The organism is Comamonas sp. C24C (assembly GCF_053345995.1).
Map to the genome: position 1 here is coordinate 192,179 of NZ_JBKFBC010000004.1, position 26,647 is coordinate 218,825.

24 protein-coding genes and 2 riboswitches are annotated in these 26,647 nt (G+C 63.5%); of the genes, 21 read left to right on the forward strand and 3 right to left on the reverse strand.

The window, feature by feature from the left end:
• Window positions 1–317: 317 nt before the first annotated feature.
• The 5 genes from ACLBXN_RS09725 (at window position 318) to ACLBXN_RS09745 (ending at window position 6,223) form a co-directional block, all read left to right on the forward strand.
• A complete protein-coding gene (locus tag ACLBXN_RS09725; RefSeq protein WP_447611983.1) occupies window positions 318–788 on the forward strand; it encodes a CopD family protein in 471 nt (156 codons plus the stop codon).
• A 219-nt stretch (window positions 789–1,007) separates the two neighbouring features.
• Complete coding sequence (locus tag ACLBXN_RS09730; protein ID WP_447611984.1) at window positions 1,008–1,583, forward strand: MarR family winged helix-turn-helix transcriptional regulator; 576 nt, start codon at window positions 1,008–1,010, stop codon at window positions 1,581–1,583.
• Between the two features lie 61 nt (window positions 1,584–1,644).
• Window positions 1,645–3,129: an efflux transporter outer membrane subunit gene (locus tag ACLBXN_RS09735; protein WP_447611985.1), complete on the forward strand. Its 1,485-nt coding sequence runs from the start codon at window positions 1,645–1,647 to the stop codon at window positions 3,127–3,129.
• Between the two features lie 151 nt (window positions 3,130–3,280).
• Entirely contained in the window at window positions 3,281–4,594 is a 1,314-nt protein-coding gene (locus tag ACLBXN_RS09740; RefSeq protein WP_447611986.1) for an HlyD family efflux transporter periplasmic adaptor subunit, read from the forward strand.
• A 15-nt stretch (window positions 4,595–4,609) separates the two neighbouring features.
• Window positions 4,610–6,223: a DHA2 family efflux MFS transporter permease subunit gene (locus tag ACLBXN_RS09745; protein WP_447611987.1), complete on the forward strand. Its 1,614-nt coding sequence runs from the start codon at window positions 4,610–4,612 to the stop codon at window positions 6,221–6,223.
• 68 nt (window positions 6,224–6,291) lie between these two features.
• Here the strand turns inward: ACLBXN_RS09745 and ACLBXN_RS09750 are convergent, their stop codons facing one another.
• On the reverse strand, window positions 6,292–6,621 hold the full coding sequence (locus tag ACLBXN_RS09750) for a hypothetical protein (RefSeq protein ID WP_407716105.1): 330 nt from the start codon (window positions 6,619–6,621) through the stop codon (window positions 6,292–6,294).
• 150 nt (window positions 6,622–6,771) lie between these two features.
• Here ACLBXN_RS09750 and ACLBXN_RS09755 point away from each other — a divergent pair, with 150 nt between their 5' ends.
• The 16 genes from ACLBXN_RS09755 (at window position 6,772) to ACLBXN_RS09830 (ending at window position 25,421) form a co-directional block, all read left to right on the forward strand.
• On the forward strand, window positions 6,772–7,854 hold the full coding sequence (locus ACLBXN_RS09755; protein ID WP_447611988.1) for an MBL fold metallo-hydrolase: 1,083 nt from the start codon (window positions 6,772–6,774) through the stop codon (window positions 7,852–7,854).
• 13 nt (window positions 7,855–7,867) lie between these two features.
• The gene (locus ACLBXN_RS09760; protein ID WP_447611989.1) at window positions 7,868–8,467 is read left to right on the forward strand and encodes an energy transducer TonB; all 600 of its coding nucleotides are present in this window, start codon (window positions 7,868–7,870) and stop codon (window positions 8,465–8,467) included.
• 88 nt (window positions 8,468–8,555) lie between these two features.
• Window positions 8,556–8,664, forward strand: a riboswitch (glycine riboswitch).
• 19 nt (window positions 8,665–8,683) lie between these two features.
• Window positions 8,684–8,809, forward strand: a riboswitch (glycine riboswitch).
• A gap of 64 nt (window positions 8,810–8,873) precedes the next feature.
• Entirely contained in the window at window positions 8,874–10,010 is a 1,137-nt protein-coding gene (gene gcvT, locus ACLBXN_RS09765; protein WP_447611990.1) for a glycine cleavage system aminomethyltransferase GcvT, read from the forward strand.
• Window positions 10,011–10,132: 122 nt separating this feature from the next.
• On the forward strand, window positions 10,133–10,507 hold the full coding sequence (gene gcvH, locus ACLBXN_RS09770) for a glycine cleavage system protein GcvH (RefSeq protein WP_043002936.1): 375 nt from the start codon (window positions 10,133–10,135) through the stop codon (window positions 10,505–10,507).
• A gap of 47 nt (window positions 10,508–10,554) precedes the next feature.
• Entirely contained in the window at window positions 10,555–11,106 is a 552-nt protein-coding gene (locus tag ACLBXN_RS09775) for a MolR family transcriptional regulator (protein WP_447611991.1), read from the forward strand.
• A gap of 90 nt (window positions 11,107–11,196) precedes the next feature.
• Entirely contained in the window at window positions 11,197–14,100 is a 2,904-nt protein-coding gene (gcvP, locus tag ACLBXN_RS09780) for an aminomethyl-transferring glycine dehydrogenase (RefSeq protein ID WP_447611992.1), read from the forward strand.
• Between the two features lie 251 nt (window positions 14,101–14,351).
• Window positions 14,352–16,532, forward strand: a complete 2,181-nt coding sequence (locus tag ACLBXN_RS09785) for a PAS domain-containing hybrid sensor histidine kinase/response regulator (RefSeq protein WP_447611993.1) — start codon at window positions 14,352–14,354, stop codon at window positions 16,530–16,532.
• Window positions 16,533–16,552: 20 nt separating this feature from the next.
• Window positions 16,553–17,215 carry an RluA family pseudouridine synthase gene (locus tag ACLBXN_RS09790; protein WP_447611994.1) on the forward strand — a complete coding sequence of 221 codons (663 nt, stop codon included), beginning with the start codon at window positions 16,553–16,555 and terminating at the stop codon, window positions 17,213–17,215.
• 349 nt (window positions 17,216–17,564) lie between these two features.
• Window positions 17,565–18,686 (forward strand): high-affinity branched-chain amino acid ABC transporter substrate-binding protein, encoded by a 1,122-nt coding sequence (locus tag ACLBXN_RS09795; RefSeq protein ID WP_003055476.1) that lies wholly within the window; start codon window positions 17,565–17,567, stop codon window positions 18,684–18,686.
• Between the two features lie 97 nt (window positions 18,687–18,783).
• Window positions 18,784–19,707 carry a high-affinity branched-chain amino acid ABC transporter permease LivH gene (livH, locus tag ACLBXN_RS09800; RefSeq protein ID WP_003055478.1) on the forward strand — a complete coding sequence of 308 codons (924 nt, stop codon included), beginning with the start codon at window positions 18,784–18,786 and terminating at the stop codon, window positions 19,705–19,707.
• Window positions 19,707–20,945 carry a high-affinity branched-chain amino acid ABC transporter permease LivM gene (locus tag ACLBXN_RS09805; protein ID WP_447611995.1) on the forward strand — a complete coding sequence of 413 codons (1,239 nt, stop codon included), beginning with the start codon at window positions 19,707–19,709 and terminating at the stop codon, window positions 20,943–20,945. The genes livH and ACLBXN_RS09805 overlap by 1 nt, the downstream gene beginning before the upstream one ends.
• Window positions 20,946–21,000: 55 nt before the next feature.
• The gene (livG, locus tag ACLBXN_RS09810; protein WP_447611996.1) at window positions 21,001–21,768 is read left to right on the forward strand and encodes a high-affinity branched-chain amino acid ABC transporter ATP-binding protein LivG; all 768 of its coding nucleotides are present in this window, start codon (window positions 21,001–21,003) and stop codon (window positions 21,766–21,768) included.
• Window positions 21,768–22,481, forward strand: coding sequence for an ABC transporter ATP-binding protein (locus tag ACLBXN_RS09815; RefSeq protein WP_447611997.1), 714 nt, complete (start codon window positions 21,768–21,770; stop codon window positions 22,479–22,481). Before livG ends, ACLBXN_RS09815 begins: the two co-directional genes overlap by 1 nt.
• A gap of 81 nt (window positions 22,482–22,562) precedes the next feature.
• Entirely contained in the window at window positions 22,563–23,327 is a 765-nt protein-coding gene (locus ACLBXN_RS09820) for an SDR family NAD(P)-dependent oxidoreductase (protein ID WP_447611998.1), read from the forward strand.
• Between the two features lie 467 nt (window positions 23,328–23,794).
• Entirely contained in the window at window positions 23,795–24,778 is a 984-nt protein-coding gene (locus tag ACLBXN_RS09825; protein WP_043002945.1) for a Bug family tripartite tricarboxylate transporter substrate binding protein, read from the forward strand.
• 85 nt (window positions 24,779–24,863) lie between these two features.
• Complete coding sequence (locus tag ACLBXN_RS09830) at window positions 24,864–25,421, forward strand: bacteriohemerythrin (protein WP_085960130.1); 558 nt, start codon at window positions 24,864–24,866, stop codon at window positions 25,419–25,421.
• 68 nt (window positions 25,422–25,489) lie between these two features.
• On the opposite strand, the gene ACLBXN_RS09835 is transcribed toward ACLBXN_RS09830, so the two are convergent.
• Both ACLBXN_RS09835 and ACLBXN_RS09840 read right to left on the reverse strand, forming a co-directional pair.
• Window positions 25,490–25,927: a universal stress protein gene (locus ACLBXN_RS09835; RefSeq protein WP_029158699.1), complete on the reverse strand. Its 438-nt coding sequence runs from the start codon at window positions 25,925–25,927 to the stop codon at window positions 25,490–25,492.
• Between the two features lie 146 nt (window positions 25,928–26,073).
• Complete coding sequence (locus ACLBXN_RS09840) at window positions 26,074–26,547, reverse strand: hypothetical protein (RefSeq protein WP_211456151.1); 474 nt, start codon at window positions 26,545–26,547, stop codon at window positions 26,074–26,076.
• Window positions 26,548–26,647 lie beyond the last annotated feature (100 nt).

Consider the following 26,647-nt stretch of genomic DNA (forward strand, 5'->3'; position numbering starts at 1 on the left):
GTCATCGCTCCAGACCTCGGGGCGGAGCTCGCTCATACTGCCGCTCAGACCCAGCCCTTCGCGCAGCGCGCAGGAATCCGTCCGCTCGGCCAGCACAAAACAGCCATCGCCGGTATGCAAGGCGCCCCGTCCGGAAGACTGCTTGAAGGCGACGACAGTGGCTTGTTCCGACATCAGAACTCCTTCGCTGTTGTTGACGGTTATGGCTTGCAGCCAAGTCCGATCAGGTCCGGGCTCGCGAAAGCCCTGCTATTTCAGCCTGTGTGTTCCCGATCTCCGTTAGGCTTGCGATGTTTCCCAATAAAGCCCCACCAACCATGCTTTTCATCCTGTTCAAACTTCTGCACCTTCTGGCCATCATCATCTGGGTGGGCGGCATGTTTTTCGCGCATTTCTTTCTGCGCCCTGCCGTCCAGGGTCTGCAGCCGCCCGAGCGCGTGACGCTGATGCATGGCGTGCTGCAGCGCTTTTTTACCTGGGTCATGGTGCTGGTGGTCGTCGTGCTGGCCACCGGCATCGGCATGATTGGCAGCATTCATGCCATGGCCGCCCAGGCCGGCGGCCAGTTCAACATGCCGGTCAACTGGATCGTGATGAGCATTCTGGGCCTGGTGATGATGGCCGTGTTCGCTCATATCCGCTTCGCACTGTTCAAGCGCCTGAATGCGGCCGTGCAGCTCAAGGACTGGCCCGCAGGCGGCAAGGCGCTGGAGAGCATCCGCAAATGGGTCTCCTTCAATCTGGCCCTGGGCCTGGTGATCGTGGTCGTGCTGCGCGTACCGCTCTGAGCCGGCTGTCGCCTTCTGCGAGCCCGGTCCTCATGACCGGGCTTTTTTTATGGGTCCGACAAGGCTCTGGCACAAACCAACAATGCGCAAACTGCTTTTGTTTTCATAGCAAAAAGATCAGCTGGTGCAAAGGCAGCGCCCATCTCATTCAAACCTTGCTGACATTTTTTTGCAGCTGCACAATAATTGCCGACTCAATCATTGACCAAGCAAATATTGGTGGCGCCATTGCAAAACCAGACCGACCCCATCATCGACCCGCAGGACGAATCCAGCTTCTTCTACCAGGCAGGGGTCTACGCGCCAGACAAAAGCATTGGCTTTCTCATGCGGCGTGTGCTCAGCTCCATCCTGCAGCTGGCCGACGCCCAGTTGGCCGAGCAAGGACTGACCTATGTGCAGTGGCTGCCGCTGTACAAGCTGCTGGTCTGCGCCGACACCAATAGCAGCACGCTGGCCAAGGACCTGGGCATGGACCCGGCTTCGGTGACGCGTGCGCTGGACCGCATCGAGGCCAAGGGCTTGCTGCGCCGCGAGCGCTCCACCACCGACCGGCGCGTGGTGCATCTGGTGCTCACCGAGGAGGGACGCAGCGTCGCCACCCAGGTGCCCAAGGTGCTGACCAAGGTGCTCAACGGCCATCTGCGCGGCTTCAGCCACAGCGAATGCACGCTGATGCTGTCCATGCTGCAGCGAATGCTGGTCAATGGCGATGCGCTGCGCGAGGCCCTTACCCAGGAGCCCGCCAAGCCCCCCATTCAAACGAACGAGGCAGGCCGCGCCCCCGGGGACTAGGCTGGCCTGCTGCCTACTTTTTTCACCGCCCTATTTCAATAAAAACCACTGGCACTTTTCCATGACCTCTAGACCTTCACGCAAACCCGCCACCGAGTGCGCCCCTGGCCGCCCGCTGCTGGCAACCGCAGCACTGGCCGCTGCGCTGACACTGGCAGGCTGTGCCTCGCAAGGGCCGGCACACCAGCCGCTGGCGCGACTGGGCTCGGCCGATGTCGGCCTGAACGACTCGGCCGGCCTCAGCACTGCAGATGCCACGGCACTCGCCTCCTCCCAATGGTGGACAGGTCTGGGCGATGCCCAGCTCAATCAACTCATCGATCAGGCCCTGGCCGGCAGCCCCAGCCTGGCCGCCAGCAACGCCCGCTTTGAAAAAGCCGCAGCCCTGGCCACCGCCAGCAGCACGGCCAGCGATGTGCGCGGGACGCTGAGCGCCGACGCCACACGCCAACGCTACACGGCCAACGGCATGATTCCCGCCCCCATCGCGGGCAATATCTACAACAGCGGCAATCTGCAGGCCGGCCTGTCCTGGTCGCCCGACATCTTCGGCAAGCATGCCGCGGACCTGCAGGCCGCGCTGGGCCAGGCGCGCGCCGCCAGGGCCGACAGCGCTGCTGCCGCCAACCAGCTGGCCGCACAGGTGGCGCGCAGCTATATCGCCCTGGCGCGGCTGATTGCCCAGAAGGAAGTGGCAGAACGCACGCTGGGCCAGCGCCAGTCATTGCTGAGCCTGAGCGAGCAGCGCACCCGGGCCGGCCTCGACAGCCAGGTGGAACTGACCCAGGCCCAGGCCGGCATGCCCGATGCCCAAACCCAGATCGAGATGCTCGGCGAGCAGATCACGCTGGCGCGCCGCACGATTGCCGTGCTCTGCGCCCAGGCGCCCGATGCACAGAATGCGCTCTCGCCCAGACTGTCGGTGCTGCGCATCCAGCCCGTTCCCCAGGCTCTGGGCGCGGATCTGCTGGGCCGCCGCCCCGATGTGGTGGCAGCGCGCTGGCGCGTGGAAGCGGCCACGCAAGGCATTGAATCCGCCAGGGCCGACTTCTACCCTGATGTGAATCTGACCGCCTTTGTGGGCCTGAACGCGCTGGGTCTGGACAATCTGCTGCAGGGCAGCTCGCGCCAGATGGGCATCACGCCTGCGCTGCGCCTGCCCATCTTCGACGGCAAGCGCCTGCGCGCCCAGTTGCGCGGCAAACAGGCCGACCTCGACACCGCCATCGCCCAATACAACGGCGCCGTGCTCGATGCCGTCAAGCAGGCTGGCGACGCGATTGCCTCCGTGCAATCGCTACAGCGCCAGCAGCAGCTGCAAACCGAGTCGCTGTCCAAGGCCGAGCGCGCCTATGACTTTGCCGTGCAGCGCTATCAGGCCGGCCTGGGCAGCCAGATCACCGTGCTCAACACCGAAACCCAGCTCATCAACCAGCGCCGTCTGGCCGTGGACCTGCAGGCGCGCGAGCTCGACACCCGCGTGGCCCTGGCCGCAGCCCTGGGCGGCGGCTGGAGCGACGACACCCCGGCTGTTGCCCTGCAATAAACATCGGGTTCAACAAAATCAATAGCTGCTACCGCTTTACTGCCATCAAATTCAAGGCAAAAACACTCTCAATTCTTTTATTGGCAGGCGCTAGCAGCTCCTCTTTTTCAATAGCGCAAAACCGCTTCACAGATAACAAAGCGCCAACATCATGACCGACACCAAGCCTACTCAGAACGCTCCCCAAGCTCCTGCGGCAGCTACGCCCAGCGCCAACCCTGCGGGCCGCCGCAAGGGCCTGACCATCGTGGCGGCCGCTGTCGCCGTGGCCGCCATCGCCTGGGGCGGCTGGCACTGGATGGTGGCCCGCAACTACCAGACCACGGACAACGCCTATGTGGCCGGCAATGTGGTGCAGATCACGCCCCAGGTCGGCGGCACCGTGATCAGCATCGGCGCCGACGATACCGACTATGTCCGGGCCGGCCAGCTGCTGGTGCAACTGGACCCTGCCGACTATCTGGTGCAGCTGGCCCAGGCCGAGTCTCAGCTGGCCCAGACCGCGCGCCAGACCCGCACCCTGTATGCCAACAACGCCCCGCTGGCCGCCCAGGTGGCCCAGCGCGAAGCCGATCTGCTGCGCCTCAAGGCCGATGCCGCGAAGGCCAACGACGATGTGGCACGCCGCCGCCCGCTCACGGCCACCGGCGCCGTGGGCAAGGAAGAGTTTGACCATGCCAAGGCCCTGGCCACGGCCGCCAGCAACGCCGTGGCAGCCGCAGAAGCCGCCGTGCGTGCTGCCAAGGCCCAGCTGACAGCCGCCGAAGCCCAGACCAAGGGCACGACGGCCGAGGACTTCCCCGCCGTCATGGCGGCCGCAGCCAAGGTGCGCGAGGCCTATCTGGCCCTGCAGCGCACGCGACTGATCGCACCCGTGGACGGCTTTGTGGCCAAGCGCGGCGTGCAACTGGGCCAGCGCGTGGCCGCCGGCTCGCCGCTGCTGACCGTGGTCGATCTGCACAAGCTCTGGGTGGATGCCAACTTCAAGGAAAGCCAGCTGGCCGATCTGCGCATGGGCCAGAAGGTGGAGCTGACCGCCGATGTCTACGGCGACAAGACCAGCTATGAAGGCAAGGTCGTGGGCCTGGGCGCGGGCACGGGTGCGGCGTTTGCGCTGCTGCCCGCGCAGAACGCCACCGGCAACTGGATCAAGGTGGTGCAGCGCGTTCCCGTGCGCATCAGCCTCGAGCCCGAAGCGCTCAAGCAGCACCCGCTGCGTGTGGGCCTGTCCATGGACGTGAAGGTCGATATCCGCGACAAGGACGGCCAGGCCCTGGCCAGCACGCCGCGCACAGAGCCCGTGGCCCAGACCACCGTCTATGACGGCAGCCTGGCCCAGGCCGAGCAGCGCATCCAGCACATCATCGCGGGCGACAAGCTGCCGGCGCTGACCCAGCTGGCCGATCTACCCGCCCCGGCCGCAACCGCTCAGCCCGCCCAGTCCGCAGCCCAAGCTGCGCAATAAGACGCGGAATCAGCCATGACTTCCACGACCTCTGACGACCCCGGAGCGGGCGCCTCGCCACCGGCTGCGCCGGCCCGCCCCATGCCGCCAGCCATCGCCCCGCTCAAGGGCGCGCAGCTCGCTCTGGGCACGCTGGCACTATCGCTGGCCACCTTCATGAACGTGCTGGACTCCTCCATCGCCAACGTGGCCATTCCGGCCATCTCCGGCGATGTGGGCGTCAGCCCCAGCCAGGGCACCTGGGTCATCACCAGTTTTGGTGTGGCCAATGCCATCTCCGTACCGCTGACGGGCTGGCTCACCCAGCGCTTCGGCGCCGTGCGCCTGTTCATCATGAGCGTGCTGCTGTTCGTGCTGACCTCCTGGCTCTGCGGCTTTGCCTCCTCGCTGGAGATGCTGGTGCTGTTCCGCGTGCTGCAAGGCGCCGTGGCCGGTCCCATGATCCCGCTGTCGCAGACCCTGCTGCTGTCCAGCTATCCGCCCGCCAAGGCCGGCGTGGCGCTATCGCTCTGGGGCGTGACCACGCTGGTCGCACCCGTGGTGGGACCGCTGCTGGGCGGCTGGATCACGGACAATATTTCCTGGCCCTGGATCTTCTACATCAACGTGCCCGTGGGCCTGCTCTCGGCCCTCATGACCTGGAGCATCTACCGCAACCGCGAAACGCCCACGCGCAAGCTGCCAATCGACACCGTGGGCCTATCCCTGCTCGTGCTCTGGGTGGCGGCGCTGCAGCTGATGCTGGACAAGGGCAAGGAACTGGACTGGTTTGCCTCCAATGAAATCATCGCCTTTGCGGTGATCGCTGTCGTGGCTTTTGCCGTGTTCGTGGTCTGGGAGCTGACCGACGCCCATCCCGTCGTCGATCTGCGCCTGTTCAAGCGACGCAACTTTGCGGCCGGCTCGATCGCGCTGTCCATCGCCTATGGTCTGTTCTTCGGCAATGTGGTGCTGCTGCCGCTGTGGCTGCAGCAATGGATGGGCTACACCTCCACCTCGGCCGGCCTGGCCCTGGCGCCGGTGGGCCTGCTGGCCATCCTGCTCACGCCCATGGTGGGTCGCAAGGTCGGTGTCTGGGATCCGCGCAAGATGGCCACGATTGCCTTCATCGTGTTTGCCATGGTGCTGTGGATGCGCTCGAAGTTCACCGTGGAGACCGACTTCGCCCACATCCTGATTCCCACGCTGATCCAAGGGGGCGCCATGGCCTTCTTCTTCATTCCGCTGACCACCATCACGCTGAGCGGGCTGACGCCGGATCGCATTCCTGCCGCCGCAGGTCTGTCCAACTTCGTGCGGATCACGGCGGGCGCCATGGGAACCTCGATTGCCACCACGCTCTGGGAAAGCCGGGCTTCCATGCACCATGCGCATCTGACCGAGCTGCTGGTGCAGGGCCAGGGCACGTTTGCCAGCACGGTCAGAAATCTGCAGGCAGCAGGCATGAGTGCCGAGCAGGCCTATGCCCAGATCAACCGGCTGATCGATCAGCAGGCCTTCACGCGGGCCGCCGACGACATCTTTCTGGCGTCGTCCTTTCTGTTCCTGAGCCTGATCGTGCTGATCTGGTTCACCAAGCGCCCGGCCTCCGCCGCAGGAGCCTCCGACGCGGCCGCCGGCGCACACTGACAAACCTCAGACAGAATTGGCTGGAAGCGATTGACCCACAATCGCTTCCAGCTATTTTTTTGATAGTTCTACGTGCCGGCAGACTGCTTGTCCAGGCGCCGCAAAAAAACCTGCAGCTCCTTGACGACCTGGGCATCGCCCTTGGCCTGGGCGCAGCTCAGCCCTTGCTGCCAGGCAGCGCGCGCTGCCTGTGTATCGCCCAGCGCCAGCTCCACCTTGCCCAGCTGCTTCCAGGCGACGGAGTATTCGGCATCCAGCGCCGTGGCCTTGCGCAGATGCTCGCGCGCCACGGCCATCTGCTCCTCGTCGGCATAGGCCTTGCCCAGGGTATAGCGCAGCAGCGCACCGTCCTTGCCGGCTGCCAGCATGCTCTCCAGATTGCGAACCATGGGATTCATGTGTATTTGCTCCTCAGGCAGCGAGTGTCGCATTCGCCGCATCCGATCATGGGAATGGCCGCTGCCGCGATACGGCCTCTTGCAAATCGGCTCTTGCAGCGCTGCAAACCGTCCCAAACTGCAGCCAATGTCTCACTCAGGCGCCCGATCTTGTTTAGCAAACCAAGCCTCACCACCCCCATCGCCGACTACGAGGACTCGCCTCAATACTCGGGCGGGCGCTTTCGCAACACGCATCCACGTCCGGCCAACAGCCCCAAGCCCGATGCCGGGACGCTATGGAAGTTCTTCTTCAACAAACCGGCCGATTCCGAGCCTGGCAAGGCACTGCCCGTTCTGCCGCTAAGCACGGCCGAGCTGGACCTCGCGCCCGAGCGCAGCCTGTATCGCCTGGGCCATTCGACCTTGCTGATGAAGCTGCGCGGCGGCTGGTGGCTGACGGACCCCGTGTTTTCCGAGCGTGCCTCCCCACTGTCGTTTGCCGGCCCCAAGCGCTTTCATGCCCCGCCGATCGCCCTGGACGAGTTGCCCGCCTTGCGCGGCGTGCTGCTATCGCATGATCACTACGATCACCTGGACCGCGCCACCATCCGCGTGCTTGCGCCCAAGGTGGGCATTTTTCTCTGCCCCTTGGGAGTGGGAGACAGACTGGCGGCCTGGGGCGTTCCGGCCGACAAGATCGTGCAGCACGACTGGTGGCAGGACAGCGAGGTCGACGGCCTGCGTTTCACGGCCACGCCAGCCCAGCATTTCTCGGGGCGCAGCCTGCGCGACGGCAACCGTACGCTCTGGGCGTCCTGGACCATAGAAGACCGTCAGGCCGACAGGCCGCTGCGCGTCTTCTTCAGCGGCGATGGCGGCTATTTCGACGGTTTTGCCGAAATCGGCAGGCGCTTCGGCCCCTTCGATGTCACGCTGATGGAAACCGGCGCCTATGACGCCCACTGGCCCTACGTCCATATGCACCCGGCGCAGACCGTGCAGGCTCACCGGGATCTCGGTGGCCAATGGCTGCTGCCCATACACAACGGCACTTTCAACCTGGCCATGCATACCTGGTGGGACCCGTTCGAGCAGATTCTGAGCCTGGGCAGACAGCACGGCATAGAGATTGCCACCCCCATGATGGGCGAGCGCCTGGACCTGGGCGCTCCGCATGCGGGCTCGGCCTGGTGGCGCGCCTGCGCCGAGGCAGACAGCAAGAGACTGGATCTGCGCCCGGCACAACCCTGAAGGTGCAGCCCGCATGGCCGACAATGGCCTCATGGACATTTCGCGCACCTCACACCTTGCCGCCGCCTGCGCCGCTGCTCTGACCAGCTTGCTGCTCGGGGGCTGCACCCACCTCTTTGATGGCAGCCGACTCAAACCGGATCCGGCGGCCGACGCACCGGCTATCGTTTCTGCGCAGCCCGAGCTGTCGCCGGCTCCGGTTGCCCCCCTGGATGCGCAGTCCAAGCCGCCACGGAGCACGGAGTGGCCTGCCTGGATCAAGGCAGATTGCACGCCCCCTGCCCAGCTCGACCAGCAACCCCGGCCACGCCGCCACACCACGCCGCACGTCAGTCACCACTGGTTCCCGAACGGGCTGGAGACCACGGTGGTCTTCCGCCTGGAAGTCACGGCTCAAGGTCAGCTCGGCCGTGTGGCCTACCAGCCCGCCGATACCGATCCCCGCATCGTGAAGTCCATACTGCGCTCGCTCGAACGCTGGCAGTTCAAGCCCGCCATGCGCCAGGGTCAGCCCGTGACGGCCTGCTTCGAGCAGCGCTACCAACTGGTGTTTCCGAGTGCGCAGGAGATCTATCCCGAGCCCAAGCCGGCCTTGAACACCGCTCCGCAGTGAGGACGCAAGCACGGAGCGGATGATGCATGCTCGAAAACCCCAAAATCCATCCGATTCGGTGAAACAAGCCCCTTGCCCACCGCTAGAATCGCCAACGTCAGGAGAGAGTGCCCGCAGCTGAAGCTGCCTTGCACCGCCGAAGGCGCAGACCCCCACCCGGAGTCAAAACGCTCAGGCAAAAGGACTGACAAGCGCTGCCAGGTGTGCAAACCTGCAGCGTCCCTTGCTGGAGAGAGATGCAGGCCGTCATTTCATATGCGCGCCGGCATCCACCGAAGGAGCAAGCTGCCCGATGCAATGCGGGCAGTGAATCTCTCAGGTAAAGCGGACAGCAGGGCAAGCCCGCCACGCATGGCCCAGCGATGCATGGCCACTCATTTTGGTTTGACCACCGGAGCGCTTGCCTGTGACTGCTGCTGACACCTCTTCCGATCTGCGTTCCACACCGCTGTTTGCCCTGCACCAGAAACTGGGTGCCCGCATGGTGCCCTTTGCCGGCTATTCCATGCCCGTGCAATACCCTCAAGGCCTGATGGCCGAGCACCTGCACACCCGCAAGGCCGCCGGCCTGTTCGATGTCTCGCACATGGGCCAGCTGCTTTTGCGCGGCCCCGACGCCGCCGCCGCGCTCGAATCGCTGATGCCCGTCGATGTCATGGACCTGGGCCTGCACAAACAGCGTTACGGCCTGCTGCTCGATGAGCAAGGCGGCATTCTGGACGACCTGATGTTCGTCAACCGTGGCGAAGATCTGTTCCTCATCGTCAACGGCGCCTGCAAAGAGGCCGATATCGCCCATATCCAGAGCCGCATCGCCAGCCGCTGCGAGGTCATTCCTCTGCCCGAGCGCGCCCTGCTGGCCCTGCAAGGCCCGCAGGCCGCCACAGCCCTCGCGCGCCTGATTTCCGGTGTGACAGCTCTGGTCTTCATGACCGGCAACCACTTCGACTGGCAAGGCCATGCGCTCTACATCACGCGCAGCGGATATACGGGCGAGGACGGCTTTGAAATCTCCCTGCCCGGCGAAGCGGCAACAGCTTTTGCCGAGGCTTTGCTGGCCCTGCCCGAGGTGGCACCCATCGGTCTGGGCGCGCGCAACTCGCTGCGCCTTGAAGCCGGACTTTGCCTGTATGGCAACGACATCGACACCAGCACCACGCCCGTCGAAGCCGCACTGAACTGGGCCATGCAGAAGGTGCGCCGCAGCGGCGGAGAGCGCGAGGGCGGCTTTCCCGGTGCAGCCATCGTGCTGGAGCAATTGCAGAACCCGCAATCGCTGCGCCGCAAGCGCGTGGGCCTGATTGCGCTGGAGCGCATTCCCGTGCGCGAGCCCGCCGTGCTGGAGAACATGGACGGGCAGCATATCGGCCACATCACCAGCGGCCTGCTCAGCCCAACGCTCAACCAGCCCGTGGCGCTGGCCTATGTCGAGCCCGACTACGCCGCCATCGATACGGAAATCTTCGCCATGGTGCGCGGCAAGCCCGTGCCCATGAAGGTGGTCGCCACGCCCTTCGTTCCCACCCGCTATCACCGCGGCTAGGTCTGCCGCCGCGGATGAGACGGGCCAGTTTGCCGAACAGCGGCCAGAACACCGCTAAAGTGCGAGCTGGACCTTTCTCAAACAACACCCGATTCCCCTGAATCCCCCATCTGGAGCTTTTCATGAGCATCAAGTATTCCAAAGAACACGAGTGGATCAACGCCGCTGACACCAATGCCGCCATCGTCGGCATCACCGTACACGCACAGGATGCGCTGGGCGATGTGGTGTTTGTGGACCTGCCTGCCGTGGGTTCCACCTTCAAGGCCGGCGATGTCGCGGGCGTGGTCGAATCCGTCAAGGCCGCCGCCGATGTCTACATGCCCGTGACCGGCGAGATCGTCGAAGTCAACGAAGCCCTGCGCGATGACCCGTCGCTCGCCAACAGCGATCCGCTGGCCGCAGGCTGGTTCTTCAAGGTCAAGATGAGCAATGTGGGCGAGCTCGAAGGTCTGATGGAAGAGACCGCCTACAACGACTTCGCCAAGGACAACTAAGCATATCAACGGCCCTCGCTTTGCGAAGGCCGTTTTTGCATGCAGCCATGAGCACCATCCAGTATTTCGACGATCCGGAAGTAGGTCTCGCCCGCGAGACCAGCCACCCGGCCTTTGTGCGCATCGCGACCCAGGACTTTTACTACGACTGCGGTGACGACTTCAGCCCCTTCGGCAACGATGAGGGCAGCGACACACTGGCCGCACTTGAAGAGTGGTACCAGGAGCAGACGGGCGGCAAGCCCGCCAGGGCGCTGCGTTTTTTGCACCAGCAACTGAGCGACTGGGATCTGCCAGTGCCCGAGGACATGCTGGCTCATGACGATGCGGCCAAGGCCCAATGGCTGGCCAGCGACGACATGAACCAGAGCTATCTGCGCTCGGTCTGCCGCGCCCACGTGGCCACGGCCTTTGGCCAGTTCAAGATCACGGGCAGCATCGATGCCGATCTGCACCAGCAGGCACTGCTTGCCCTGGCCTGCCAGCAATGGCTGAACACCGTGGCACGCAGCAAATATCCCGATTGGGAATATGCCGACCAGGAAAGCGAACGCCTGGCCCTGATGAACACCGCGCTGGAACAGGCCAGCGCTGCTTGAAGCACCGGCTGTATGCCTGCGGGCATACGGCATTCACGCATGCCTGGCATGCAAACCGTCAGTCACAGTATTTGAGAATAGGTCCCTCCCATGCTGATGTCGCCTCCCGCCCCCGTCGCTTCGCTGGAAGCGCTGGAAAACAGCCACGAATTCATCCCCCGCCATATAGGCCCGGACACCGAGGAGCAGCAAAAAATGCTGGCCGCCATCGGCAAGCCCACGCTGGACGCCTTGATTCGCGATGTGATGCCAGACTCCATCGCTCGCGCCAAGCCCATGGATCTTCCGGCGCCAATTACCGAAGCCGCTGCGCTGGCCGAACTCAAGGCCATCGCCAGCAAGAACCAGGTGCTGAAGAGCTTTATCGGCCAGGGCTACTACGGCACGCACACGCCGGGCGTCATCCTGCGCAACATCCTCGAGAATCCCGCCTGGTACACAGCCTACACCCCCTACCAGGCCGAGATTTCTCAGGGGCGCATGGAAGCGCTGGTCAACTTCCAGACCATGGTGACCGACCTGACCGGCATGCCTATCGCCAATGCCTCGATGCTGGACGAAGCCACGGCGGCCGCCGAGGCCATGACGCTGGCCAGGCGCTCTGTCAAATCCAGAAGCCATCGCATCGTGCTCGCCGGCGATCTGCACCCGCAGACGATTGAAGTCATCCAGACACGCGCCCGGCCGATCGGCATCGAAGTGGTGATCGCCAACAGCCAGCAGGAGTGGGAAACGGCCCTGGCTGGCGATCTGTTTGCCGCGGTCATCCAGTACCCCGCGTCCAGCGGCTGGATCGTGGACTGGAAGGCCGATGTGCAGGCCATTCACGCCAAGCAGGCGGCTGCCATCGTGGCTACCGACCTGCTGGCCCTGACCCTGCTGACACCTCCCGGAGAATGGGGTGCCGATATTGTCGTTGGCAACAGCCAGCGCTTCGGCATGCCCATGGGCGCAGGCGGCCCACACGCAGCCTTCATGGCCTGCCGCGACGAATACAAGCGCAGCCTGCCTGGTCGCCTGGTGGGCGTCAGCGTCGATGTGCATGGCAAGCCCGCCTACCGCCTCGCGCTGCAGACGCGCGAACAACATATCCGCCGCGAAAAGGCGACCTCCAATATCTGCACGGCCCAGGTCCTGCCGGCAGTGATCGCCAGCATGTATGCCGTCTACCACGGCCCCAAGGGGCTGAAGCGCATCGCCCAGCGGGTGGCACGCCTGACGGCGATCCTGAGCCGGGGTCTGGCCCAGCTGGGCTTCAGCGCCCATCACCACGACACGGCTTTCGACACACTGAGCCTGCATACCCGGGAGGCAACCGATGCCCTGGCAGCCCGTGCCGTATCCCGAGGCGTCAATCTGCGCAAGGCCTGGGATGAATATCTCTGCATCAGCCTGGACGAAACCACGACCCGGGCCGATGTCGAGCTGCTCTGGAGCATCTTTGCCCAGGAGGGCCAGGCTCTGCCCACCATCGAGGCCATGGACGAAGGCCCGACCTCGCTGATCCCCGAATCCCTGCAGCGCAGCACAGCCTATCTGAGCCACCCGGTCTTCAACACCCACCACTCCGAAACCGCCATGCTGCGCTATATCCGCAGCCTCAGCGACAAGGACCTGGCACTGGACCGCAGCATGATCCCGCTGGGCAGTTGCACCATGAAGCTCAACGCCACCAGCGAGATGATTCCCATCACCTGGCCAGCGTTCGCCGACATCCACCCGTTTGCGCCCTCCGAGCAGCTGCAAGGCTATGCCGAGCTGGACCGGCAGCTGCGCGACTGGCTGTGTCAGGCCACGGGCTACGCGGGCATCAGCCTGCAGCCCAATGCGGGCAGCCAGGGCGAATACGCGGGTCTGCTGGCCATCAAGGCCTTCCATGAATCACGCGGCGAGGCACACCGCAATATCTGCCTGATTCCCAGCAGCGCCCACGGCACCAACCCGGCCAGCGCGCAAATGGTGGGCCTGCAGGTCGTGGTCACCAAGTGCGACGACAACGGCAACGTGGACATGGCGGATCTGAAGCTGGCCTGCGAGAAGCACAGCGCCAATCTGGCCTGCATCATGATCACCTACCCCAGCACGCACGGCGTGTTCGAGACCGAGGTGAAGGAGCTGTGCCAGCTGGTGCACAGCCATGGCGGCCGCGTCTACGTGGACGGCGCCAATATGAACGCCCTCGTAGGTCTTGCCGCGCCCGGCGAGTTCGGCGGGGATGTCAGCCACCTGAACCTGCACAAGACCTTCTGCATTCCCCACGGCGGCGGCGGCCCCGGCGTCGGCCCCGTGTGCGTGGTCGAGGATCTGGTGCCTTTTCTGCCGGGGCATGCCACCGCAGGTGATGTCCGCCAAGTGGGGGCTGTCAGCGCAGCGCCTTTGGGCAATGCAGCCGTTCTTCCGATCAGCTGGATGTATATCCGCATGATGGGCGAACCGGGCCTGAAGCTGGCGACCGAGACCGCCATCCTCAATGCCAACTACATCAGCGCGCGGCTCAAGGAGCATTTCCCCACGCTGTACGCGGGCGAATACGGGCACGTGGCCCATGAGTGCATCGTGGATCTGCGCCACTTCAAGGACAGCTGTGGCGTGATGGCCGAGGACGTTGCCAAGCGCCTGATCGACTACGGCTTCCATGCACCGACGCTGTCCTTTCCCGTGCCCAACACGCTAATGGTGGAGCCGACCGAGAGCGAAAGCCTGTATGAGCTGGACCGCTTCGTCGAGGCCATGATCGCCATCCGCGCCGAAATTGCCGAAGTGGAGGCCGGCAGACTACCGCGGGACGACAACCCGCTCAAGAACGCCCCCCACACGGCAGAGTCCTTGCTGACAGCAGATTGGCAACATGGCTACAGCCGCGAGACAGCTGCCTATCCTCTGCCGGCGCTGCGCCGCGCCAAGTACTGGAGCCCCGTGGGCCGCGTGGACAACGTCTATGGTGACCGCAATCTGTTTTGCAGCTGCGTGCCCATGGATGCCTACGCTAGCTGATAGCCCGAGACCGGCCTTCCGCCGCCAAAGCCAGTGCACTGCCGTCGCACTGGCTTTTTTCATCCCGATTCAAGCCCACGCACCCGGCAACAGGCCGCGCCCTGCCATCAGTGAACGAGCGCCCAAGGTCCATGCCCTCTCCAGGGCTGCTGCGGGACATGGTCTTGAATGGGCCAATGATGAGCAACGATCCGCTTTTTCTAGGGCAGGAGCCGGGACCGGCTTACACTGCCGGGAATTCTGCCTGTTTCATGAGCTCCTCCGAACCCACGCCCCCACCCTTGCTGCCTGTGATCGACGGCGGTCTGCCCCTGCATGCCCTGCTGGCCCCGGGCGCCGCCCCGCTGGGGCTGAACGCCAGCACCCAGCCCCTGGTGCCCGACGATGAGGACCCGCTGCAGGCTCTGGTGGCAGAGCTGCGCAACTACCAGCATGAGCTGGAGCTGCAGAACGAGGTGCTCAACTACAGCCAGGCCGTGGCCGAAAGCGCCTCCGAACGCTTCGAGACGCTGTTTGCCAGCATTCCGCTGCCGCTGCTGGTCGTCGATGAATACGATATGGTGGTCCAGGCCAATGCCATGGCCCACCGCGCATTTCAGCCCACCGAGAAAGATCGGCTGCTGATCAACTTCAGGCCCTTTGTGCACTTCAAGGATGCGGAGCGCGTGACCACGGCCTTCGAGCAGGCCAAGGCGCTGGGGCGTGCCGAAGTCCACGAGGTGCTGTTCCAGATCACCGACGAATTCGAACTCTGCGGCGACCTGCATGTGGCGGGCGTGGTCGTGCCACAGCAAAGCGGCCCGGCCACCTGGCAGTATCTGTGCGCCGTGGTCAACCAGGGCCCGCTGCTGGCCGAGCGCAAGGCCTTGCAGGAACGCAACCAGCAGCTCTATGCCAGCGAAAGACGGCTGGAGTCGGTCATCAACTCTGCGCTGGATGCCATCATCTGCGTCGACCAGTACCAGCGCATCACCGTCTTCAACCCCACGGCGGCAGCCCTGTTTCTGTGCTCGCCCCAGGATGCACTGGGCAGTCCGCTGGAACGCTTTCTGCCCGATGCTGCGCGGGCTCTGGCCTTTTCCTCGCTGACCACACAGGCCGTGCTGGGCGAGATGACGGGACTGACCATGGCGGGACGCGAGATCCCCATGGAAATCAGCGTCTCCTTCGAGCACCACAGCAGCGGCGACACCACCACCATCTTTGCGCGCGACCTGACCAGCCGCAATCGTGCCGAAGCCCAGCGCAATGCGCTGGAAACCCAGCTGCGCGAATCTCACAAGATGCAGGCCGTGGGCACCATGGCCGGCGGGATCGCCCATGACTTCAACAACATCGTGGGCGCCATTCTGGGCAATGTGGAACTCGCAAAAGTCGACAGTGCCAACAACCCGGCTGCCATGGAAAGCCTGCGCGAGATCGAAAAAGCCGGTCGCCGTGCGCGTGATCTGGTTCGCCAGATTCTGACCTTCAGCCGCAACGACCTGCCCGAGCGCCGCCCCGTTCAGGTGCAGGAGGTCATGTCGGACACGGCGCGCCTGCTGCGCGTGACCTTGCCGCCTTCCATAGAGTTGCAGGTACAGGAGAGCGAGGAGCTGCCGCCACTGATGGCCGACCCCACCCAGGTGGAGCAGGCGCTGTTCAATCTCTGCAACAACGCCATGCAGGCGATTGGCAACCAGCGCGGCTTCATCCAGATGCGTGCCATGCGCATCGCGCCCGACCATTACCAATGCGAGCGGCTGGGCCTGCCTGTGGCCGAATACCTGGTCTTCATGGTGCAGGACTCGGGCCCCGGCATCGACATCGTGACCCAGCGGCGTATCTTCGAGCCTTTTTTCACCACCAAGCCGGTGGGTCAGGGCACGGGCCTGGGTCTTTCGGTGGTACATGGCGTGATGCGCACCCATGGCGGGGCCGTCGACGTGCACAGCGAGCTGGGCCAGGGCAGCTGCTTCACGCTGTACTTCCCCCTCGGCGAGCCGAGCGGCAGTCACCCGGCTCAGGCACCGCTGCGCACGGACAAGCCCGAAGCGCCGCTGGCCGAGCCGGTCCAGGCCACGCGCGCCAGCCATGTGATGTATGTGGATGACGACCAGGCCCTGGTCTTTCTGTTCCAGCGCCTGCTGCGCCGTCGCGGCTATGAAGTCTCGGGCTTCACCGACCCGCGTGAGGCCATGGCTGCCCTGGAAAGCGAGCCCCAGCGCTTCGACCTCATCGTCACCGACTACAACATGCCTGGTTTCAGCGGCCTGGACCTGCTCAGACAGGCACTGCAGATCAGCCCGCAACTGCCCGTGGCGCTGGCCTCCGGTTATGTGACGGCCGAGATCGAGCAGGCAGCGATTGCAGCCGGAGCCCGGGCCTTGATCCACAAGCCCAACGACGTGCAGGAGTTCTGCGCCACCGTTCATGAGTTGCTGAACCCCTGAAACCACTGGCAGATGATTGAATGAGTCCGTTGAACTGTGTCTATGAAGATGAGCACCTGCTGGTGCTGGACAAGCCTTCGGGCCTGCTGTGCGTGCCCGGTCGCGGCCCGGACAAGCAAGATTGCCTGAGCCAGCGCGCCCTGCAGCATTTCGGCGATGCGCTGGTGGTGCACCGTCTCGATCAGGCCACCTCGGGCCTGGTCATCATGGCGCGCAATCCGGGCGTACAGCGGCAGCTCGGCCAGGCCTTTGCCGAACGCCAGGTCGACAAACGCTATATCGCCGTGGTGGCCGGTAATCTGCAGGCGGGTCCGGAAACCGCAGATGCCAAGGGCTGGCAGCTGATCGATCTGCCGATCGCGGCCGACTGGGAACGCCGTCCGCTGCGAGTCATCAACCACGAAACCGGCAAAAGCAGCCAGACACTATGGCAGGTGCTGGAGCAGACTAGGCAGCAGGAGATGACCTGCACCCGCGTCCTGCTGAGTCCGCTGACGGGCCGCACCCATCAATTGCGCCTGCATATGGCCGCCTCGGGCCACGCCATCCTGGGCGACGCGCTCTATGCCGACGACATGGTGGCCAGCGCCAGCCCGAGGCTGTTGCTGCATGCGACGGCACTGGAGCTGGTACATCCGGTCACCGGTGCTTTGCTGATGCTTAAAAGCGAGCCTGGCTTTTAAGCTGCATCAAATCTGATGCAGCCGTCAAGCGGCAATAGTTGCTGCATTGCAACAAAGACCCTTCAAGCTCGCACCCGGCACACCCAAAAATCGACCCCAAAGAGCGCCGATACAGACACTTGCAGCACAGTTCCAGCTTCGACTGTCCCTATACATCACAAATGAAGGTCAAGCCATAGCCCCTGGGTAATAGCTGCTATACACGACGTAGCAAAAACCGAAAGCCTGCACCAGCCCCTGCATACCCTGTTGCCTTCATTTACCACTCGATTAATCTGTGCTTCTTTGCGCGAACTGCTATGGCAGCAATCGCGCTTTTCGAACATCTCTCGAGATTAAGGAAGTCCTCATGAGCATTCCGTTCCGCATGCAAACCGTTGTTGCCGCCCTGGGCCTGGCTGGTGCCGCCCTGGTCTCCACCGCGCATGCCCAAATCAAGATCGCCCTGGTCATCCCCACCACCGGTGCGCTGACCCAGTACGGCGACATGGTCAAGGAAGGCGCGACCACCGCCGTCGAAATGGCCAACGCCTCTGGCGGCATCAACGGCAAGAAGATCGAACTGGTGCCCGTGGACGATGCCTGCGAGCCCAAGCAAGGCCCTGTTGCAGCCAACCGCGTGGTCAACAGCAAGATCGGCTATGTGGTCGGCCCCGTCTGCTCGGGTGCCTCGATTGCCGCAGCGCCCATCTACAACAACGAAGGCGTAGTGGTCGTCACTCCCTCGGCCACCTCCCCCGCACTGACCGACGGCAAGAACTACCACTTCATCTTCCGCACCATCGGCCGTGATGACCAGCAAGGCCCCGCAGCCGCCAAGTTCATTGCCGAGAAGCTCAAGCCCAAGAAGGTTGCCGTGCTGCACGACAAGCAGTCCTATGGACAGGGCATTGCCTCCTCCGTGCGTGACGACCTGAAGAAGGCCAAGATCGACGTGGCCCTGTTTGAGGGCATCAACGCCGGCGACAGCGACTACTCCGCCGTCATCACCAAGCTCAAGGGCGCAGGCGTGGATTTTGTCTACTACGGCGGCTACCACCCCGAAATGGGCCTGCTGCTGCGTCAGGCTGCCGAGCAAGGCCTGAAGGTCAAGATGATGGGCCCCGAGGGCGTGGGCAATCCTGAAGTCAACGCCATCGCAGGCCCTGCCGTCGAAGGCATGCTGGTGACCCTGCCCGCCGACTTTGCCGCCAACCCCAAGAACGCCGCCGTGGTCAAGGCTTTCGCCGACAAGAAGCGCAATGCTTCGGGCGCCTTCCAGCTGACCTCGTTTGCCGCCACCCAGTCTCTGCTGGCCGCCATCAAGGCCGCTGGCGACAACCCAGCCAAGGTTGCGGACTGGATGCACAAGTCCACCGGTGTGGACACCGTGCTGGGCCCCGTCTCCTGGAACAAGCAGGGTGACCTGAACTCCTTCGACTTCCAGGTCTTCCAGTGGCACAAGGACGGCAGCAAGTCGCTCGCAAAGTAATTCCACCACCTTCTTCCGGGGGCAATGGCAGGGGCCATGCCTCCGGATATTTGCTATCTGGCCCTCGGGCCTTTTCCTGTTTCAAGGGTGGCGTTACATGTCAGACATTCTCCCCCAGCTGATACAACAGCTTTTCAACGGGCTCTCACTCGGAGCCATTTACGCCTTGATCGCCATTGGCTACACCATGGTCTACGGCATCATCGGCATGATCAATTTCGCACACGGCGACATCTACATGATCGGAGCCTATATAGGCCTGGTCACGCTTTCTGCCATAGGCACGCAAAGCGGCCTGCCGGTCTGGGCCATCATCGGCCTGATGCTGGTCGTGGCCGTCTTCGTCACCGGCGTCTACGGCCTGGTGGTCGAACAGGTGGCCTACAAGCCCGTGCGCCAGAGCCCGCGCCTGGTGGCGCTGATCTCTGCCATCGGCATGTCCATCTTCCTGCAGAACTGGGTGGCCCTGGGCCAGGGTGCACGCGACATGGCCGTGCCTTCGCTGCTGCCCGGCGCCATCAACTTCCACATGGGTGATTTCGAAGTCTTCATCCCCTACACCCGCGTGCTCATCATTGCCGTGACCGTGGTGCTGATGATCGCGCTGACCATGTACATCAAGCATTCGCGCATGGGCCGGGCCTCTCGTGCCTGCGCGCAGGATATGCACATGGCCAATCTGCTGGGAATCGACACCAACAAGGTCATCTCCTTCACCTTTGTGCTGGGCGCCGTGCTGGCCGCCGTAGGCGGCGTGCTGATTGCGCTGGCTGTGGGCAAGCTCAATCCCTTCATCGGCTTTCTGGCCGGCATCAAGGCCTTCACCGCTGCCGTGCTTGGAGGCATCGGCTCCATCCCCGGCGCTATGCTGGGCGGCGTGATTCTGGGCGTGGCCGAGACTTTTGCCGCCGCCTATATCTCGTCGGAATACAAGGACATCGTGGCCTTCGGCCTGCTGGTGACCATCCTGATGTTCCGCCCCTCGGGCCTGCTGGGCAAACCTGAAGTGGAGAAAGTCTGATGAAGTACAGCTTTTCTGCCGCTTTGCGCGATGCGCTGATCGCCACCGTGATGACGGCCATCGTCGTCACGCCCATCTTCAGCCTGCACCTGGAGCGCGCCGGTGTGCGCACCGTCATTGCACCCGACTGGAGCATGACCGGCTGGGCCTGCCTGGCCATCTTCGTCGTGCAGATGCTCAAGCCCCTGTTCGCCGGCAAGCTGCCAAAGCTCAATCTGCCGGCCGTGCCGCAGATGAAGTCGGGCACCCGCAACGTCGTCATCTTCGTGGTGCTGATGATGGCCGCGTCCTGGCCCTTCTTCGCCGGGCGCAATGCCGTCGACATCGCCACCCTGGCCATGATCTACGTCATGCTGGGCCTGGGCCTGAATGTGGTGGTCGGCTTTGCCGGCCTACTGGATCTGGGCTTTGTGGGCTTCTACGCCGTAGGTGCCTACACCTACGCGCTGCTGTTCCACTGGGCCGGCTGGACGTTCTGGGAAGCGCTGCCGCTGGCCGGCGCGGCCTCGGCGCTGTTCGGCTTTGTGCTGGGCTTTCCCGTGCTGCGCCTGCGCGGCGACTATCTGGCCATCGTGACGCTGGGCTTCGGAGAAATCATCCGCCTGCTGCTGGTCAACCTGACCAGCTTCACGGGCGGCCCCGACGGCATCTCCAGCATCCCCAAGCCCTCGGTGCTGGGCCTGCCAATGACACGCACGCCGCTGACCGAGGGCGGCACCACGTTTCACCAGTTCTTCGGCATGGAGTTCAACTCCATGCACATGGTGATCGCGCTGTACCTGATGGCGCTGCTGCTGGCCATGGTGACGCTGTTCATCAGCAACCGTCTGATCCGCATGCCCATTGGCCGCGCCTGGGAAGCCCTGCGCGAGGACGAGATCGCCTGCCGCTCCCTGGGTCTGAACCCCATGAAGATCAAGCTCTCGGCCTTCACGCTGGGCGCCATGTTCGCGGGTTTCGGCGGTGCCTTCTTTGCCGCACGCCAGGGCATTGTCAATCCGGAGTCCTTCACCTTCATCGAGTCGGCCCTGATCCTGGCCATCGTGGTGCTGGGCGGCATGGGCTCGCAGCTAGGCGTGATCGTCGCCGCCATCATCCTGACCGTGCTGCCCGAGCTGGCGCGCGAATTCTCCGAGTACCGCATGCTGATCTTCGGCCTGGTCATGATTCTGATGATGATCTGGCGCCCCCAGGGCCTGCTGCCCATGAAGCGACATCAGGTGGAGGTGAAGTCATGAAACCACACCTGAACGCTATCATTTCAATAACTACAACCACAGGCAGGGCAAACGCATGAGCGAGTATTTGCTAGAAGTCAAAGACCTGTGCATGCGCTTCGGCGGCCTGCTGGCCGTGGACAACGTGGGCTTTAACGTACGCCCACAGGAAGTGTTTGCCATCATCGGCCCCAACGGCGCGGGCAAGACCACGGTGTTCAATTGCATCAGCGGTTTCTACCAGCCTTCGGGCGGCACCGTGGTGCTGGACGGCCAGAGCATTGCGGGCCAGAGCAGCCATCATGCCGCCAACCACGGCGTGGTGCGCACCTTCCAGAACGTGCGTCTCTTCAAGAGCATGACGGCACTGGAAAACCTGCTCGTCGCCCAGCACCGCCAGTCGCGTGCCAGCTTGCTCGGTGGCCTCTTCAACACCCCCGGCTATCGCCGCGCCGAGCAGGAAAAGATCGACAACGCACTCCAGTGGCTGGACGTGATGGGCCTGCGCCAGTTCGCCAACCGCGAAGCCGGCAATCTGGCCTACGGTCACCAGCGCCGCCTGGAGATCGCGCGCTGCATGATCACCAAGCCCCGCGTGCTGATGCTGGACGAACCCGCTGCCGGCCTCAACCCCCAGGAGAAGAAAGACCTGCAGCATCTGATAGACCAGCTGCGCAAACAGTACGGCGTCGCCGTGCTGCTGATCGAGCACGATATGGGCCTGGTCATGGGCGTGTCCGAGCGCATTCTGGTCATGGAATACGGCAAGCCCATCGCCATGGGCCTGCCCGAGGCGATTCGCAATGATGAACGGGTCATCAAGGCCTATCTGGGAGAGGCCTGATGAGCCAGCATATGTTGCAACTGGAGCAGGTCTCCACCCATTACGGCGCGATCTGCGCGGTCAATCATGCCAGCCTGCATGTCGATCAGGGCGAGATCGTCACCCTGATCGGCAGCAATGGCGCGGGCAAGACATCGCTGCTGATGACGGTGTGCGGCAATCCACGCGCCAGCGGCGGACGCATTCTGTTCGAGGGCGAGGACATCACCCAGATGTCCACCCACCACATCATGCGCCGCGGCATCGCCATCTCGCCCGAAGGCCGTCGCATCTTCAAGGACCTGACGGTGACCGAGAATCTGCAGATGGGCGGATTCTTCCTGAACAAGACCGAGATTGCCGACGGCATCGAGCATGTGTTCAAGCTCTTCCCCCGCCTGAAGGAACGTGCCGCACAGCGCTCAGGCACCATGTCGGGCGGCGAGCAGCAGATGCTGGCCATCGGCCGTGCGCTGATGAGCAAGCCGCGCCTGCTGCTGCTGGACGAGCCCACGCTGGGTCTGGCGCCGCTCATCATCGCGCAGATCTTCGAGATCATCCAGACCATTCGCGCAGCAGGTGTGACGGTGTTCCTGGTCGAGCAGAACGCCAACCGCGCCCTGCAGATTGCCGACCGCGGCTACGTGCTGGAAACCGGCAAGGTGGTGCTGGAGGACAGCGGCGTCAACCTGCTGAGCAATGACGAGGTGCGCAAGGCCTACCTGGGTCATTGATCGCCCGTTAACCCTGCAGCAGGCCCCGCCGGACGCCAGTCCTGCGGGGCTTGTTCTTTTCGGCCTTGAATCGACCGTAAGATGCCCGGCATGACCAAGCATTTAACGATTCTGACAGGCGGCTCCCGTGGCATGGGCCTGTCCATGGGACAGCGGCTGCTGCAACAAGGCCATCAGTTGCTGAGCATTGCCCGCAAGAGCAGCACCACCCTCGCTTCCAGCGCCAGCAAGCCCGAACTGCTATTGCAATGGGAGCAGGATCTGGCCCAAAGCGCCGCGGCCGCGCAACGCCTCACGACCTGGCTGGAAACGCAGGACCACAGCGCATGGGCCAGCATCACCCTGATCAACAACGCCGGTGTCATTCCGCAGATTGCACCGCTGTCTCAAGTGCCTGCGGCCGATATGATCCATGCGCTGCGCGTGGGTCTTGAAGCACCCATGGCCCTGACCGGAGCCTTTCTCGGCGCGACCGAGAGCTGGGCAATTCCCCGCAAGGTGCTCAATATTTCCTCGGGTCTGGGCCGCCGCGCCATGGCTTCGCAAGCCAGTTACTGCACGGCCAAGGCAGGCATGGACCAATTCAGCAGCTGCGTGGCGCTGGAAGAAGCGGCCAAACCCAACGGCGCGCGCATTGTGTCCCTGGCCCCCGGCGTCATCGACACCGATATGCAGGTGCAGCTGCGCAGCGCGGCCTCGGCCGATTTTCCGGATGTGGCCCGTTTTGCCAGTCTGCACAGCAACGGCCAGCTGACCTCGGCCGACGATGCCGCAGACCGCGTGCTGGCCTGGCTGGCGCGGCCCGATTTCGGCGACCAGGTGATTGCCGACGTACGTCAGGCCTGAGCCTTCATTCGCAGCCGTCGGCATCCAAAGCTTGGCTGCACTGCCGAATCCCCGCAAAGCCGGGGTACAGGCCCGGCCTATTCACGAACCAAGCCTTCGTACCTCGGCCATGCGTGGCAAAATGTTTCGACTGCTCTGCAACCGCCTCAACGCCGTACGCAGAGCCGCAATCCGCGCCCGTGGGCCACATCGGCAGCGACACCTGATCGGTACGCTGCCTCCGTGCTAGCAACTGCAGCAACCCTGCGGTGCAGCGCGTGCGGATGGCGATCATGTCCGTACAGCATGGCTCGCGCTCCCCGGTAAAGACAAATACCCATTGATGGCGGAACCACCCTCCCCGATCATCGAAAAGCCCACCTTCCGTGACTCTGGCTTCTGAGTTCAAGACTCAGACACCAGCCGCGACTGCGCCGCCCTTTTCTGCGGGCCAGCGCTCCCCCGTTCGTCTCTGGAGTTTCTTTTTCATGTTTCGCCAAATCCTCATCAGCACAGCCGTGATCGCAAGCGCGGGCCTGAGCTTTTCCGCCGCTGCACAAGACCCCGCAGCCGAATACCCCAACAAGCCCGTGCGCATGATCGTGCCCTTCCCGCCCGGCGGCGGCACCGACATCCTCTCGCGCGTGATTGCCAACAAGCTCACCGAAGTCAGCAAGTGGACCGTGGTGCCCGACAACCGTGCGGGTGCAGGCGGCACCATCGGCATCACCGAAGCGGTGAAAGCGGCCCCTACGGGCTATGACATGGTGATGGGCCAGAAGGACAACGTGGTCCTCGGCCCCTATCTCTACAAGAACCTGCCCTGGAACCCCACCAGGGACCTGATCCCCGTGGCCCATGTGGCCTACACCCCCATCGTGATCGCCACGGCCGCCAACTCGCCCTACAAGACGCTGGCCGACGTGGTGGCTGCAGCCAAGAAGAATCCGTCCAAGATCACCTATGGCTCGCCCGGCAACGGCACCAGCATCCACCTCGCGGGCGTGATGCTGGAAAAGGCCTCGGGCATTCACCTGACCCACGTGCCCTACAAGGGCTCCAACCCAGCGATGATGGATGCGCTGGCCGGCAACGTGGACCTGCTGGTCTCGTCCGTGCCATCGGCCATCGGCCAGATCAAGTCCGGCAAGCTGCGCGCGATTGCCGTCACCTCGGCCAGCCGCTCCAGCTCGCTGCCGGACACACCTACGCTGGCCGAATCGGGCCTCAAGGGCTTTGACGTGAGCACCTGGTACGGCCTGTTCATGCCCAAAGGCACGCCCTCGTCCATCGTGACCAAGGTCAATCTCGAAGTGAACAAGCTGCTGGCCATGCCCGAAGTGCGCGAAGCCATTCTGACCCAGGGCGCCGAGCCCCAGTCCATGACTGTCGCCAACTTCGACAAGATGTTCCAGGCCGACTTCAAGCAGTCCAAGCAGATCGTGGAGTCCTCGGGCGCCAAGATCGAGTGACGCCGCAATGCGCGGAGGATCGGCATCCTCCGCGCTACCGCAGCGGATCGACCTGATCTGCATCAATGCGGCATATGACAAGCTCATGAATACTTCTGCGGAAATCCTTGAATTTCTGGAGAACATCATGGCATTGCTGGTCTGGGTCCCCGAGCTGGACACCGGGATTGCAGAGATCGACCGGCAGCACCGCCGCATCGTCGACTACATCAACCGGCTTTACGAACTGCGCAGCTCTCCCGACCGCGAAGGTCTGGGCGATGTCATCGGCGAGATGATCGACTACACCGTCTCGCATTTCGTCTTCGAGGAAAGCCTGATCGAGAGCGCCGGCTATATGTTCGCCGGGCCCCACAAAAAGGTGCACGAGCTGTTCACACGCCGTGTGATCGAGATGCAGACCCGCTTCGATGCGGGCGAGGATGTCGCAGCAGAACTGCACGGCATGCTCTCGCGCTGGCTGTTCAACCACATCCGCAACGAAGACCATGGCTATGTGGACTCGGCCAAGGTCTATCTGCGCATGATGTCCAAGGAAAGCGGACACTCCGCACAGAAGGAGCAGCTCAAGGCCGAAGTGCTGCAGGAGCTGGAATTGCAGCGCAGAAAGAAAGGCTGGCTGGCACGGCTGCTCAATCGCTGAGCACGACGCTTACCCACAAGAAAAACGGCTCCCTGGGGAGCCGTTGCTACGTGGACAGCCGCCTGCGCTCACTCGCGCACGACCAGCACCGGCACACGCACGGCACCCAGCACGCGCTGGGTGACGCTGCCCAGCATCAGTTTCTCAAGGCCGCGCCGTCCCTGGGAGCCCATGACGACCAAGTCGGCGCCCACGCTTTCCATGGTGCGCACAATGCCTTCATGCACGGCATGGCCCTCGCCCACCAGGGTCTTCACCGGCACACCTGCCTCGTCCATGATGGCCTTGACCGCATCCAGTGCAGTGTTGGCCTCGGCCGTTGCAGCACTCAGATACTGCGACTGCCCATAGGCAAAGTCGGCACCGACGCCGGTGAAAGGATAGGGATCGACCACATACACTGCCGTCACGGCGCTGCCAAAGACCTTGGAGAGCTCGGCGGCCTTGCGTGCCGCCAGCATGGAAGGCTTGGAGCCGTCGACCGGAACCAGAATGTGATTGAACATGGACATATGTTTCTCCTTTCGAGTTGCAGGCGACATGAACCTCAGGCCAGAGACCCGGGGCAGATGCCGCTCTTGGAATAGCATGCAGTCTGCCTTCATCATGCCTCAGCGTGTTGACATGAATCAACCCCAAAGTTCAACGCATCTCAGATGCAGACATGCGCCGCCTCGTATTCGTAGCACTTGTCCAGCAGCCTGTCGGACTTGTCGGTGATCGTGATGCGCGTGCCGTCGGGGCGCAGCAGGGAGACGTTCTTGAAGGCCGGCTCATGCGGCTTGCTGGGCGCATCGCGGCGCACGGTCCAAGCCTCCTGGACGATGCCGCCCGGCATGTCCAGCATCACGACGATCTGCTCGGTGTCGTCGGAAAGGCGAATGCACTTGGCATCATTCATCTCTACGACGGCTCCGGCGGGCGCCGCCAGGCCATAGGGACATTCCTGAACACCGTGAATCGGCACCGAGATATCGCCAAGGGAGATTTCCAGCCCGTTGCGAAAATAGATCGTGGGTTCCTTGATCTGGGCCGCCTGCGCAGGGCGATCCTCGAAGGGCTGGCAGGCCGCTATCGTGGCAAGAGCGGTCAGCACGGAAATGCTAAGGGCGTAGAAGCGATTCATATAAAAAAACCACGCCTTGCAGGGCGTGGTGTGGGGCAGTGGACCTGGCTGCCTGGAGGAGAGCTTACGCGGCGATGTGAGAACTTCGTCGCGACGAGCC

Coding starts and splice junctions, on each gene's coding strand:
- ACLBXN_RS09825 (WP_043002945.1), top strand. CDS start 23,795: ATGTTTCGCCAAATCCTCATCAGCACAGCCGTGATCGCAAGCGCGGGC.
- ACLBXN_RS09735 (WP_447611985.1), top strand. CDS start 1,645: ATGACCTCTAGACCTTCACGCAAACCCGCCACCGAGTGCGCCCCTGGC.
- ACLBXN_RS09805 (WP_447611995.1), top strand. CDS start 19,707: ATGAAGTACAGCTTTTCTGCCGCTTTGCGCGATGCGCTGATCGCCACC.
- ACLBXN_RS09820 (WP_447611998.1), top strand. CDS start 22,563: ATGCCCGGCATGACCAAGCATTTAACGATTCTGACAGGCGGCTCCCGT.
- ACLBXN_RS09785 (WP_447611993.1), top strand. CDS start 14,352: ATGAGCTCCTCCGAACCCACGCCCCCACCCTTGCTGCCTGTGATCGAC.
- gcvP (WP_447611992.1), top strand. CDS start 11,197: ATGCTGATGTCGCCTCCCGCCCCCGTCGCTTCGCTGGAAGCGCTGGAA.
- ACLBXN_RS09830 (WP_085960130.1), top strand. CDS start 24,864: ATGAATACTTCTGCGGAAATCCTTGAATTTCTGGAGAACATCATGGCA.
- ACLBXN_RS09840 (WP_211456151.1), bottom strand. CDS start 26,547: ATGAATCGCTTCTACGCCCTTAGCATTTCCGTGCTGACCGCTCTTGCC.
- ACLBXN_RS09790 (WP_447611994.1), top strand. CDS start 16,553: ATGAGTCCGTTGAACTGTGTCTATGAAGATGAGCACCTGCTGGTGCTG.
- livG (WP_447611996.1), top strand. CDS start 21,001: ATGAGCGAGTATTTGCTAGAAGTCAAAGACCTGTGCATGCGCTTCGGC.
- ACLBXN_RS09835 (WP_029158699.1), bottom strand. CDS start 25,927: ATGTTCAATCACATTCTGGTTCCGGTCGACGGCTCCAAGCCTTCCATG.
- ACLBXN_RS09750 (WP_407716105.1), bottom strand. CDS start 6,621: ATGAATCCCATGGTTCGCAATCTGGAGAGCATGCTGGCAGCCGGCAAG.
- ACLBXN_RS09795 (WP_003055476.1), top strand. CDS start 17,565: ATGAGCATTCCGTTCCGCATGCAAACCGTTGTTGCCGCCCTGGGCCTG.
- ACLBXN_RS09740 (WP_447611986.1), top strand. CDS start 3,281: ATGACCGACACCAAGCCTACTCAGAACGCTCCCCAAGCTCCTGCGGCA.
- ACLBXN_RS09760 (WP_447611989.1), top strand. CDS start 7,868: ATGGCCGACAATGGCCTCATGGACATTTCGCGCACCTCACACCTTGCC.
- ACLBXN_RS09725 (WP_447611983.1), top strand. CDS start 318: ATGCTTTTCATCCTGTTCAAACTTCTGCACCTTCTGGCCATCATCATC.
- ACLBXN_RS09745 (WP_447611987.1), top strand. CDS start 4,610: ATGACTTCCACGACCTCTGACGACCCCGGAGCGGGCGCCTCGCCACCG.
- livH (WP_003055478.1), top strand. CDS start 18,784: ATGTCAGACATTCTCCCCCAGCTGATACAACAGCTTTTCAACGGGCTC.
- ACLBXN_RS09775 (WP_447611991.1), top strand. CDS start 10,555: ATGAGCACCATCCAGTATTTCGACGATCCGGAAGTAGGTCTCGCCCGC.
- ACLBXN_RS09815 (WP_447611997.1), top strand. CDS start 21,768: ATGAGCCAGCATATGTTGCAACTGGAGCAGGTCTCCACCCATTACGGC.
- gcvH (WP_043002936.1), top strand. CDS start 10,133: ATGAGCATCAAGTATTCCAAAGAACACGAGTGGATCAACGCCGCTGAC.